The organism is Paenibacillus sp. CR_12 (assembly GCF_041953985.1).
GTDB lineage: Bacteria > Bacillota > Bacilli > Paenibacillales > Paenibacillaceae > Paenibacillus_AQ > Paenibacillus_AQ lautus_A.
Map to the genome: position 1 here is coordinate 412,859 of NZ_JAVFHO010000005.1, position 13,455 is coordinate 426,313.

Genomic DNA, 13,455 nt, shown 5'->3' on the forward strand with positions numbered 1-13,455 from the left:
TGCTACATCTGCACATTCAGCAGCTGGCCGATTTTGTATACGACATCATCGGTATCGGCGTTGATGCTGGCAGCTTCATTGATGCTGGAAATGCTTTGGAGCGCCTGAATGTCGGCATTATAGCCGATCGTATACACCGGGATTTTGAAGGCTTGGATCAGTCCGCGGATATCGTCTAGGGAATGCCCGACGTTCGTCTCCCCGTCACTCAGCACAAAAATCAGGGGTTTCACGTCCGGATTCGCCGCCATCTCGTCCTGCAGCATCTTCATCGCCACGACGATGCCGTCAAAGGTCGCGGTATTCCCGCTGGCCTCGAGGCTGTTGATCGCACCGACAAACATCGACTGCTGATTCAAATCGTACTTGCCGATCGGAAGGTTGATCGTAACGTCCGTGGAATACGACACGAAGCCAATGCTGTTGTCCCGGCCCAGATATTTCTGTCCCGTCAACAGCGATTCCTTGAGACGGTTTAACGGCTCGCCGTCCATGCTCCCCGATACGTCCGCCACGAACACGGCCGCAACCGGCTTGTTGCCGTCCTTCTTCTCCTTCCACAGCTTCTGGGCGGACGGCAGCAGGCTGCTGTCGACGACCTCGAGCTCGGATTGGTAATCGTTAAGACCGTTGAACCCTTTTTTGTCGGCCATCTGCTGGTATTTGTCCTGCTCAACGAATTCCGCGAATTTCTTGATGATGTCCAGCTTCTCCTTCGGCAATTTCCCGAGCGCGTACAAAGGGCTGTCGTGCCTTACGCCAAACGGGGTAAAGACGTAACCGCTTTTCATATCCGCCGCGTTGACAAAGGTCTGATACTCCAGGACAAAGGCATCCAGCATGCCGGACTTCGCCGCATCGCGCATCTGGATCGTGGTGGAAGCCGTGAAAGGAACGTTTGCTTGGAATTTCTCGAAGCCCTGTACCGCCTTCTCACCCAGTATGTCGTTGCTGTCGAACGTTTCAAGGGCCGTGATCAGGAAGTTGAGACCCGTGGAGCTGGCAAAAGGATCCGTGTATCCCATCGCCAATTCATTATTCGCTATCGCATCCGTCAGCGTCTTGACGTTCAAGGAGCCGTACTTCTCCACCAGCTCGTCGTATTTGGCTTTTCGGGTGACGACGCCGGTGACGTTCCCCGTCAGGCGCTTGGATACCAGCTCGGCTTTGACGCCGTATTCCTTGACCATCTCCCCCCACAGCTCATTGGATGGCGTAAAAGCGTCCGGCACGTACTTCCCGGATGTTATGTAATCGGTTGCGGTTCCCGAAGCGATATTACGGATCTTCACGGATACCGGCTTGCCGTTCACTACCGGCTTGGATTTGTTGAATTCCTCTGCCACTTCGTTCAGCCATCCGTCAATGCCCGGTCCCGCCTTCTCCGGCGAGGAGAAAATCTCCACGTACAAGTCCGTCGTATTCTCGACCGAGATCGGGAACTTGGATATATCGGGCAGGGAATCCGCGACGGCCACCGGGTCCAGATCGACTTGGCCTTTGATGGGATCGGCTGTCGTGACAGTTATATCCTTGTAGATTTTGTTGATCTTTTTAGCCGCTCCTTCCGAATCGACCTCGGCTTGGCTTTTGCCCAGATTGGAGGTTAATGTGATCCCCGCGTACACTAGTACAAACACGACCACTGCAATGGCCACTAATACGACAAAGGCACTACCCTTGCTTCGCATAATCATCTCCCTCTCTTATTGCTTGTATAATTTGGTTTGCTTGATTAACGCATCGATTTCCTTCATGCACGGCATATCCTCCACATCCCGGTAATCGGTGCTGCCGAGCAAAGAGATCTCCAGCAGCAGCTTATCAAGCTTGAGCATGATTTCCTCGTTCGCCTCCAGATAACCGGTCACGTAAGCCAAGTACTCTTGGTATAACGCCGTTTTTTTCTGCGCCACCTTGCTGGACAGCTGGGAGGCTTTCGGCTGATCCGCCATGCGGGCGAAATCGGATGCGGCAAAGACGCCAAGCTTGTTCAGTATCCCTCGGATATTGAGGTAGAACAGCTTCTCGACTTCATCGATGACCCCCATGAATTTCTTGTAACTGAGCTCCGTTGGCTGAAAACGCTGACCCAGAACGCCCAGCAGCGCGTTTCTCTTCTTCTCGATTCGCTCCAATTGGTCCAGGGCAAGAGCGATATCATTCTTCAGCACTTTCACGTTGCGGTAATGGTGAAGCGCCTCTATGTAATCCTCGCGGGTCTGAATCGTTTGGATCGGTTTTGCAGCCGGAGACTTGAACAACAAAACATAACTTCCATAAAAGAGTGCAAGCATACTGACCACCCATACGGTGATGACCAGTGCAGACTGGAAAGCGTTATCGCCGCCGACTTGGAAGCCGAGCAACCCGGGCGAAACCAGGACAATATTCACGATCGCGATAACCGCCATAAGCAGGAGCAGCTTCGCGGACTTCGAGCCATTCAAGAATTAACACCTCCCCTACTCCTATAGAGCGATGACTGATTCGACCTATAACCGCTTATAAAACATCCGTAAAAACATAGGTAATTAAAGGATATAACACATACTACGTCTCAATTCGAAGTTAGATGCATTTTCCTCTCCAAGCAGCCCTGCCGATATCCAATCCATTCATTTCTTTATCGGATTTTCACTTGGATAACATGATGCGGGCATGAACGTCCCGTGTTTAAGAAAGCCATGGCGAATACGCAGAGAACGGCTGCAAAACAGAGGGGCCAAGCCGAGGCGAGCAAGTTCATAGAGGTAGGGTAACTATTTGAACCTCTCATCACTAAAGTGACGAGATTCCTAAGTACAGGGTTCTATCGAACCCTAATTAATTAGGCTATCCCCGTAAATTCCTACGGTTACTGCACAACGACTCACTACAACTGTGCAGACAGAAGTCTTTTTCCTTCATGGAGGATATTCTTACTTGCATTCCAATCTCGATCGTGATGAGAATAGCACACTGGGCAAGTCCATTCACGAAGCTTCAGGTTTTTAACCTCTTTGTTCTTAAACCCACAACATGAGCATAGTTGTGAAGATGCGAACGTTTTGCATACAGCGACCACTGTGCGTCCATACCATTTCGCCTTGTACTCTAACATCGTTCTGAATTGCGTCCAAGATACTTCGCTAATTGCCTTTGCTAGTTTGCCGTTTTGCAGCATATTCTTTACTTGCAAGTCTTCAATCGCAATGTTGTCGTGGTTTTTGACAATATGCGTTGAAATCTTATGTAAGTAATCTGCTCTCGAATTGGCAATACGTTCATGGATTCTAGCTACCTTAAGCTTTTGCTTCTGATAGTTTCTCGATTCAGCAAGAGATCTCTTTTGTATCAATGCTAATTCTTTCCTTCTTGATAGAATACGTTGTTCTTTAGCTAGTTTTGCTTCTAGCGTTCGAAAGAACTTAGGGTTTGGAAAGTTTTCCCCATTAGTCAGAACGGCAAATTTCTTCAATCCCACATCGATTCCAACCGAAGAGTTCGTCTCAGCCAATGCTTCCACTTCTACTTCAGCACGTATAGACACAAAATACTTACCCGTGGGGTTGCGTCTGACTGTAGCATTCAATATACGCCCTTCTATTTCTCTGGATTTTGCAAATTTAACTAAACCTAACTTTGGAAGTTTGATTTTGTTGTCTATTATAGCGATATTGTTGTTGGTGAAGTTGGTTTGATAAGACTGAACAGGGCTCTTCTTGCTCTTGAATCTTGGAGCATCATTCTGCTTTTTGAAGAAGCGAGAATACGAGTCTGCTAAATTCTTTAGTGCGTTCTGCAAAGAGAACTTATCGGGTTCTTTGAGCCAATCCAGCTCCTTCTTAAGTTTGGTTAGTTCGGCTGAACATGTTCCGTAAGTAAGTCCCTTGCCCGTCTCTTTGTAAGTTGTATTCCACTTCCCCAGAAAGTGATTGAACACAAAGCGACTACAGCCAATCGTCTTAGAAATGAGGACAGCTTGCTCTGTTGTAGGATACATGCGGAACTTGTACGCCTTGTGTACTAGCATGGATATCACTTCACTTTCTGGTTTTGTATATACTGTCTAATTTGAGATTCTGTATTTTCGCTAACTGTTGCTACAAAGTAAGATGGGTTCCAAAGATTCCCTCCCCAAAGCTTCTTTTTTAGCTGAGGAAACTCTTTAAACAACAATCTTGCGGATACTCCCTTCAATGCTTTAATGATAGAAGGGATAGCGTGTTGCGGTGAGCATTCGACCAATAGGTGAACATGATCACTGTCACTTTCGATCTCAACGATTTCAAAGTTGTTGTCTGATGCTATCTGACAAAGCATCTCTTTAAGTCTTTTGTCTACACCGTTAAGCAACACCTTATGGCGATCTTTCACACACCATACGATATGATACTGGATTGAGTATACGTAACCTCGTCCATGTTTAATTGCAGACATATATTACCACCTCTTGTTTAGAGTAACATATGTCATAGCAAAAAGAACCATATTTTTATTGTTTCACAGGCGTAAATGTTAATTAATGACCAAACATATGTCGGACAATCGAGCGGGTTCTCCTACGGCATGAAGAATCCGGCTGCCAAGAAGCTGAAGCTGTCCCACCTGACCCTGTCGGCGCGGGATGCGGTGTTCCTGACCGGAACGGCAGCATATACCGCATTATTGTTCTGGTTCGGCTAACCTTAAAATTACTGACTTCGACAAGGAGTGTTCGAATATGAAAATTGATCTCCATACCCACGCCAAATTGTCCAAAGCGTCCGATTTCTCTAAAAATTATTATGAGGAGATGATCCGGGAGGCGCTGGACAACGGACTTGATGCGCTCGCTTTGACCGAGCATTTTAACACGCGCCATTTTGACGAGGTGTACCGGCAGCTTGACTGCATGTTTCCCTATAATGGCGAATACTATGATGCAGGCGGATTGAAGATCTTTCCGGGGATGGAAGTGGACATCCGGGAAACCGGACACATTCTGCTGATTGGCCGGAAGGAGTTCATTCTGGAAACCCGCCGTCGCCTGGACGGGTATACGGAGAAGGGCGCCTTCATCCCTTTCGATGATCTGATGGACTTGGCCGAAGGCTTCCCGCTGCTCAAGATCGGAGCCCATCCGTTCCGGGAGAACACGCCGCTCCACCATCTCACGCGCAGCCAGTTGAGCCGCCTGGACGCCTTTGATCTCAATGCCAAGGATATGTACCAATACGGCAGCGAAGCCAATCAAGATCAGGTTCAACGTTTCGCCGCCGATCTCGGCAAACCTGTTACGGCGGGAAGCGATACGCATCAATGCCTCCAATTCGGAAGCGTCTATAACGAGCTGCAAATGCCTTGCGAATCCGCCGCCGAGCTTAAGGATGCCATTATGCAAGGCGCTTACCAGCTTCATGTCTCGGACTGCCTGCCTGTTAAGGTCAAAGCATCCGTCATGCTGAAAAAGCTCATGAAGGAGATCATCCGGCTCCAGTCCCCCTCAGCCGTCATCTAGCTAGTGAAACGTGAACTACGCCAAAGTTCGATAGGCCCCCCCGCCGTGTATTCATTTACATTCATGTACGAAAAAGAAGCCTGGACATGTATCCATGTCCAGGCTTCTTGCGTTTCCGAAAGATTGTTTCATTGCGACTCGACCCATGTCATTCCCGTCCGAACCTGCTCTCTAACCCCATTCCAGCGTTGCACGAATCGGCAGGATGGGCGGAATTACTGCAGTCGATCCAACAGATTTAGCATCGCTTGCGCGCTTTCCGCACGGGTGGTCTTGGCTTGAGGCGTAAACATGCCATTGGCATGCCCCTTCATCAAGCCAAGGGCCAAGGCTTCATTCACCTCTTGGTGTGCCCATGAAGAAATTTGCTGCTTATCTTTCAGGTCCGGTGCTTCCTCTAAAGAGGAAGCGTCCCCCTTGGTCTGGTAAGCACGATAAAGCATCACGGCCAGCTCCTCGCGGGTGATGGCCGCGTTCGGCGCGAACGTCTCCTTGCCTCTGCCGTTCACCAGCCCGTGCTGGGAAGCCACCGCAACCGCCGAAGCATACCATGCATCGCCGTCCACATCCGTGAAGGTCGTGTCTTGGGTGCTTTCAAGGCCCAGGGCACGAACGAGCATCGCGGCGAACTGCGCGCGCGTCAGCGGCTGATGCGGACTGAATTTCGTATCGCTGGTCCCATTCACAATATGCTTGGCTGTCAACTCTTTTACCGCTTGCTCCGCCCAATGGCTGGCAAGGTCGGCAAACGATTTGTCGTATTCCAGCACGGCATAGTAGCTCAATTGACTGACTTCAGCCGTCAGCTGCCCGTTTACCGGCTTGCCGCCGGCATATTTCAATGGTCCCCATTCCGAAATGCCGTAGATGCCGGCCAGCTCGCCGTGAATGGCGCTGTCGACGGGAAAGGCAATCGTTACAGGTGCTATGAAATGCTCCAGCTTATATGCCTTGCCGTCTTTCGTACGGACGTTAAGATCTAATTCGTACATCTTGCTGCCCTGCTTCAGTTTAGCCTTTCCGGCAGCAGCTGCTTTGGCTACGAGAGAGGCGGCTGTCTGCGATCCAACCTCCTTCAGCTTAAACGAGATGACCGCATCCTTAGCCTGCTCGGCCGGTACGAGCTGGCGCAGCGCTTTGAGCAGCGCCGACGGAAGCTGTACCGTCACGCCGTCCTGCTTCAGCTCCAGCGGCTTCGCCCCCAGAATATCCCCTGCCGTCAGCGGCAGGAGAACTTCGATATCTTCGGCACCGAGCTGAATCGTTACTTTCTCTTGCCCGCCGCGCAGCGATTCTTCGTTAACGATCCGCTGACCCTGATTTGGTTTCGTTCCCGGATCGGTAGGCGGATTGCCGCCTGCTCCTCCGCTTCCGTTTCCACTGCCGGGGTTGCTGCCGTTGCCGCCGCCTTCAGTTGGCACTGCAGCCAGAATGACGGTACCGCCATCCGACATGGCAGGGAGCGTTAGCGTCACTTTCTGATCGGCCGTTACGTTATACACGCTGCCGCCGTACAAGTCCTTCGCCTTGCTGCCCGCCTTAAACGGCACAGGCAGGACGACTTCTTTCGGTTCGTTCTTCACATGAATCGCGGTAACGATATGCTCTCCGTTATACTGCTTGTCGAATGCGATATAACCATCGGCATTCGAAGCCGCAATGGATGTGCGCGTTCCTTTTGAAAATACTTTCGAGTTTGCCGCTCGAATGTTCAAGAGCTTCTGGTAATGCGTGAGCAGCTTCTTCTCGGCCTCCAGTTGGTCCCATGGCATATCGCCGCGGTTCTCGGAAAATTCGCCGTTTTCCATTTTACCGGCATTCTTGCCGGAGCGCCCAAGCTCTTCGCCATAATAGATGACCGGCTGGCCTTTGGATGTAATCTGCAGCGCTGCGGCCGCCATCAGCTTTGCCTTGTCGCCATCCACGTAGTGGGACAGGAAGCCATCCTCGTCATGACTGCTTAGGAATTGCCCCATCATTCGGGTGTTATCCAGCTTCGATTCGCGGTCAGCCAGATAGGCCTCAACCGATTCCACGCTGCCGTTCACGAATTCCTTGGCCTTTCCTTTGAAGCCGAAGTCCAGCAAGCTGTCCATCTGGCCGCTCTGAAGCGTTCCGCCATCGCTGTCAACCGTGGCTCCGAAATATTCGCCAATCATTTTGAAGCTCGGATCGAGGTGGGTCAGCGCATTTTTGAACGTCTTCCATGTCGTTTCATCCACGTGCTTCACCGTATCCACGCGGAAGTAGTCGATCGTGTCCCCGCGGTCGGTTTTGGCACGCTCCAGCCAGCTTGCCTGCCAATCGATGATCTGCTGGCGAACAGCCGGATTCTCCGTTATGAAATCAGGAAGCCCCGCTAATTCGCCTTTGATCGGGTCCGTATCGGCCGACAGACCGTCTGTACGGAGCATATCTTTGAACCGGTCCTTATCTTCCTGCGTGATACCGGGCGCACTGTCTCCCGGCTTCAGGCCATATCCCGCATGGTTGACCACGACGTCCACCATAATTTTGATGCCCCGGTCATGCGCCTTATCGATTAGCTCCTTAAAAGTATCCAGATCGCCCAAATGTTCATCGATCTTCGTAAAATCTTTGGCCCAATAGCCGTGATACGCATATTGCTTGCCGCCGAAGCCTGCACCCTGATTGAAATCGATGTTATCCACAATCGGCGTGATCCACAGCGTATTCACGCCCAGATCCTCGATGTAATCGAGTTTATCGATCAGTCCTCTGAAATCCCCGCCATGATAGGCTTCCGGGTGATCCTTGTCAACATTTGCATTGTTGGAAGCATCCCCATCCATGAAACGGTCGGTCAGCACAAAATAAATGCGCGCCTCGTCCCAATCGAAATCGAGTTTGCCGCCTGCGATTCTTGGCTTCACCGTTACCGCGGCTTCGCCGGTATGCCTATTGCCGTATTGGTCGACTAGCGTGATTCCAATTTTCTTGCTGCCGGCCGTGACCGTATCCTTTACGGCAATGCTGTGCTCCAGCAGCTCGGTATCAACCTTCGCTCGGGCCGGTCCGCCCAGTTCCGTCAGGTCGACGAACGCCTCCTTGTAAGCAACGGGCTCCGAAGAGATTACATTCAATTGTAGCACCGCATTTTCATCATAAGAGATGGAACCAGGGGTTACCTTCGCCCCGATGGTCACGGTCGGATCGCGGTAAACCACCTGCGACTTTCCGTTCACCGTGTTTTTCGGATCGGTGACTTCCTTCGTGGTTCCGTTATGATTGACGATGAACGTGTATTCGTACGTTCCGGGAGCAACGCCCTTAAGCGTATAACTGAACCATTCCTTGTCAGGAACGTAGACCATCGTTTCCAGCTTCCCGTTAATCTTCACTTTCACGTCAGTGATGCTATCCATCCGGCCGTCCCTGAACAATTGATCGTCCCGGTAATGGAACGTAATGTTACCGCCTTCAAGCATCGGCCCCGAAATGCTCGGCAAAATGTCCATCTCATGCACCATGCTGGTCACATTCACCTTCGTGAAGGCTTCGCCTGGCTGAAGCGGAATGATTCGGTCATCCGGGATATCCTGCTTGGCCGTATCCCAATTCGTTCCTTTGCGCAGAACGAAACCAACGCCTGTTGTTTCGGGTGCCACCTCAATCTGTACGGTAGCCACGCCATTCTCTATCTTTTCAAAGTCGATCTGATCGTTCTTTACCCCCGTATTCCAAACCCACAAATTCCAATCCGCATAATCCTGATCCGGCCGAATGTAGTTAAGCTGCACATACCGTTTATTGTCCACTTCATCGGCTGTAACGGTTACGGTAATCTCTTTCTGGAACCCCCGATAGGAAACGGTTATGACCGCCGTTCCTTCCGCGATTCCCTGCACCACGCCTGCGGCCGTTACCGATGCCACCTGCGGGTTGCTGGATGCATAAGCCGCTTGTTTCGTTACGGCTCGTTTGCTGCCGTCCTCGTACTCAGCGTATACCGCGATTTGATGCGTCTTACCGGTCTGCAAAGAGTAACTTTCTTGACCTACCGATATCGCGCGGAGTACGGCCGCCGCGGCGTCCGTCTTGATCACAACGGCCGTCAGAGGCTCAAGCGTGATCGAGCCGGAGGTTAACGTGAAGCCGGACTTCGCTTTGACGCCGGTCGTGCCGGCTTCATCGTTGTCGACCACCACCGTGCCGGAGCTCAGATCTTCGCTTAGCGTAAGCGTTCTCGACTGATTATCCGCATTAACGAACACATAATAATGGCCGGTTCCGTCCGTCGCTTTATTCTTATAAGCAATGACCAGATCCTGCGCCTTTACTTCGGGAATCTGCAGCAGCGTTACGTTCGAATTCACCATCGACTGATCGCCGAGACGAAAAGCGTCGGACGATTTTCTTAACTCGATCAGTCCGGTCGTATATTCACGCGTCTTGTTATTCTCCGGATATTTGGCTTCATCCGTCGCTTTCTCCCAATCGAACATGTTGATGGCATCGGAGGAGTCGTAGGAATCATGGATGAAATAACCGAAGCGGTTTCCTGCCTCGTCCTCTAATTCATGGTATTTCTGCTCGGGAACCCCTGGGCCCAGCCATTGCTTGGTCCGCCCGTACTCCTGTCCTGCATGGAGGAAAGCCGTTCCTTGCGAGGTCAAGGTGAGCAGGTTGCCCAGGCGAATGCGCTTATGGATCTCCAGATCATTCGCTGCAATCGACGGGTCCTTTTTGATGGACTGCGCAATAATGTCGTACAGCGGCAGATTGTCATGGGCTTCGATGTATTGAACCATGTCACCCGGATCGTCTTCCTTCGTGTTGCTCGGCTGCGCCTTGATATTGTTGAAAATGGTTTGGATGTCGCGCGCGCCGCCCGTAATGAATCGTGGCTCGCCTTCATTGCCGAAGCCGGATTTCAGCTCGTTGCGGAACTCATCGGAGAAAACGCCGACGTCGTCCGTTTTATCCATCCAATTCTGGTCCGCGCCCTTGCCTGCCAGGGAGGGATCCGACAGATGGCCGCCGAACGTGACCCAGCCTTCGCCGATAAACAGCGCTTTCGGGTTGATGGCTGCAGCGGCATCATAGGCGTTCTGCACGGCTTCATAGGTGGCGTCGCCCATCATGTCCCAGCGCATGCCGTCGATTTTGTATTCGTCGAACCAGTATTTCACGGAGTCCACCATCAGCTTCTCGGCCATCTTGCGGTTGGTCGCCAGATTGTTGCCGAAGCCGCCGATGAAATTGCCGTTGGCATCCTGGAATGCATAATAGTTCGGCACGATATCATTCAAGAAATCTGCCTTGGCCATATGGGTGTAGACCACGTCCAATACAACGCCCATATCCGCCTCGTGAATGGCGTTGATCATCGCCTTCAATTCTTTGATGCGAAGCTCGGGATCCGTAGGATCCTCGGAGTAAGCACCGTCAGGGGAGAAATAGCTGTGCGGGTCATACCCCCAGTTGTACTCATTGTCTTTGGCCGAATAATCCAGCTCCCTGTTCTTCATGGCCGCTTCGTCACCGTAATACCAAGCCATCACGGGCAGCAGCTGAACATGGGTGACGCCCAGGGACTTGATGTATTCGAGCTTCTCTTTGAACGCGTCGTAGGATCCCCAAGTCGCGTTATGCAGGTCGTTCTCAATCGTCGGATCCGACGTGAAATCCCGGACGTGAATCTCCCAGATGATGGCGTCTTCCCGCTGCTCGTAGCCCGGAATGTCCGCAAAATCCAAGCCGGCGGGATCCGTTTGACTCAAATCGACGATTGCGGCTTTGCCGACGGCATCGCCGTCCGGTCCAACTTCGCCCTTGGTGTTCACTCTGAATTGCGCCATGGATTTGGCATATGGATCCAGCACGGTTTTCGTCACGCCGTTGTTGGTCACTTCGTATTGATAAAAATATCCTCTAAAATCTTGGATGCCGAGGTCTCCCGGCTTCAACCGAACCGACCATACCCCTTTATCACCCTTTTGGAGAGCGGCATTGCCGATAAACTGCGTGGCATCATCCTTGCTGTACACCTTTGCGGTGACTTCGGTCGCCGTCGGTGCCCACAGCTTAAGCTCGGCTCCTCCAGCCTGATAAGTCGCCCCGAGGTCATCGCCGTCGTAAGCGTACATCTCATCCAGCATTCTCCAGCCGGTGGAGGCGGATACGGTTTTTCCGGCGTAGGTTACGCTTAACGGTATTTGATCCAGCTGAAATGATGCCGATACTTCGATGGTCGTGTTTCCGGTAATCTTCACGTTTTGAATGGCAGCCGGATGGCCGTCCTTATTCTTAATCTGCAGCTCATTCTTCAGCGTATCCGCTTCCAAACCATCGGTCATGGTAAATCCGAGCTGGAGCTTTCCTGGAGCCAATACCTCGGCCGAGACCAACCCGGTAGGCACTTCCCCATACGGGGATGTGTAGACGGTGTTGTCGCCTTCTTGAATGAATAGATGCTGGTATCGGTCTACCAGGGTGAAGCCTTTGTCGCCTCCGTCTTTGCCGGCGTCTCCTTTGGCCGGATCCAGCACGAGGAAGTTAATCTTCTGGGCCCCCGGCTTCATTGGAATGTCCACATAAGCGCCATATCGGTCGGTTTGGCCTGAAGGGAACATGGTAGCCCCCGTCGGCCAGTCTTTCGAAGGCGCAGCGACATCATCGCCCCATAACCATAAACCGTACGGATCATAGTTCTGATCCTGCCGTTGATAGTGGATGCGCACGGTGTCCGCCGGCAGGTCAACAGGCTCAAAGCTGTATACCGTATCGGAGCCTTCCTTGAGCCATACTTCGTTCATGTCCGGCGAGGCTAAGGTGAATTTCTTGTCGCCGCCGTCTTTATTGCCGCTGATGCGATCGACAACGACGATGCCGACTTTTTGCGCGCCGTCCTTGAGCGGTATGTCGACGAAGGCCCCGTAGGCGTCCTGCTGCCCGCCAGGGAATGGCGTTGCGCCTGCCGGCCAATTGGCGGACGGGGATGCGACGTCATCGAATATCCACAGTCCGACGCTCCCGTAATTCGCGTCAGCCCGGTTGTAATGGACGCGCAGATGGTTAGCCGGCACTGGCGTTCCCGGATCGGCAGGTACCGTGAAATGAGCGGCAACGCCGTGATTGGCCGCATCGTAGCTGAACGTAACCTTAACGTCCTGCGGCAGCTGAAGCTCCTCCCGATTAGCGGGGTGAACCGGACTTGCCGCATCGCTGCCCAAAGCGATTTGGTACTGATGATCCCCTTCGTACACGTCGGCAGTCACCGTGTATACATGGTCATAATCGGAATCCTGCATGATTAATCTCGCATCCGCAGGCGACCAGTCGGCCGCTTCGCCGATGCCCGATTGGAAGCTGCCGATCACTCGGGGAAGCTTATCCGCCTCGATCGGAGCGTAGTATGTAGAATCCGCGATCCGGTGGGTCCCATGATTGTAATAAAAGGTAACCTGGGAATCTTGGGCGAGCTCTATGAGGATGTTGCCATCCTTGTTTGCTCCGCTCGGATTGGAATAATGGGCGGAGCCGTAATTCTCGTCCCACTTGCCGTCGATCGCGATCTTGTATTCGTACGATCCCGCGGGCAAGCTGCCGGTGAACCTGTATTCTCCGTTCCCCATATCGTTCATGGTTGTCGCGGCGGCAGCCGGATCCCAATCCCCGCTATGGCCTAATTCGGATTGCAGAGTCCCCACCAGCGTAACCTGGCTTGGCGCGCTATTGGCACCGGCCGTTGATGGCGGAATGCCGAGCATGGAGAAAATCAGCGAAACAATCATGATGATGGACCACGTTCGTTTGCTTGAAACCGTCATTCTCATGATACAAATAACCTCCTTCTGTTCTTGGATTAGGTACAGCTGGTACGATGTTGATGCCAATCATTGAGCAAACGATTGCATAAACAGGTTTGAGCTTCCATCAAAGAAAGTACGACAATTACTGACAAGAGTTAGAGAATATGTTCGAGATATAGAATGAAACAAAAACAGATG

General features: G+C 52.0%; 7 protein-coding genes. 2 read left to right on the forward strand and 5 right to left on the reverse strand.

Translation table 11 applies throughout. The features are described 5' to 3' along the window. Positions 1-2: 2 nt before the first annotated feature. From RB297_RS20635 to tnpA, 4 genes are all read right to left on the reverse strand, one after another. Positions 3-1,691: a vWA domain-containing protein gene (locus tag RB297_RS20635; protein ID WP_090910250.1), complete on the reverse strand. Its 1,689-nt coding sequence runs from the start codon at positions 1,689-1,691 to the stop codon at positions 3-5. A 15-nt stretch (positions 1,692-1,706) separates the two neighbouring features. Further along, entirely contained in the window at positions 1,707-2,450 is a 744-nt protein-coding gene (locus tag RB297_RS20640; protein WP_012818581.1) for a hypothetical protein, read from the reverse strand. Between the two features lie 425 nt (positions 2,451-2,875). After that, the gene (tnpB, locus tag RB297_RS20645; RefSeq protein ID WP_375121301.1) at positions 2,876-4,015 is read right to left on the reverse strand and encodes an IS200/IS605 family element RNA-guided endonuclease TnpB; all 1,140 of its coding nucleotides are present in this window, start codon (positions 4,013-4,015) and stop codon (positions 2,876-2,878) included. 5 nt (positions 4,016-4,020) lie between these two features. Beyond that, a complete protein-coding gene (gene tnpA, locus RB297_RS20650) occupies positions 4,021-4,422 on the reverse strand; it encodes an IS200/IS605 family transposase (RefSeq protein WP_090910252.1) in 402 nt (133 codons plus the stop codon). 75 nt (positions 4,423-4,497) lie between these two features. Here tnpA and RB297_RS20655 point away from each other — a divergent pair, with 75 nt between their 5' ends. After that, on the forward strand, positions 4,498-4,668 hold the full coding sequence (locus tag RB297_RS20655; protein ID WP_375121302.1) for a hypothetical protein: 171 nt from the start codon (positions 4,498-4,500) through the stop codon (positions 4,666-4,668). A gap of 37 nt (positions 4,669-4,705) precedes the next feature. Continuing rightward, positions 4,706-5,482 (forward strand): PHP domain-containing protein, encoded by a 777-nt coding sequence (locus tag RB297_RS20660; protein WP_375121303.1) that lies wholly within the window; start codon positions 4,706-4,708, stop codon positions 5,480-5,482. A 215-nt stretch (positions 5,483-5,697) separates the two neighbouring features. Here the strand turns inward: RB297_RS20660 and RB297_RS20665 are convergent, their stop codons facing one another. Then, on the reverse strand, positions 5,698-13,281 hold the full coding sequence (locus RB297_RS20665) for a pullulanase (RefSeq protein WP_375121304.1): 7,584 nt from the start codon (positions 13,279-13,281) through the stop codon (positions 5,698-5,700). Positions 13,282-13,455: the final 174 nt, after the last annotated feature.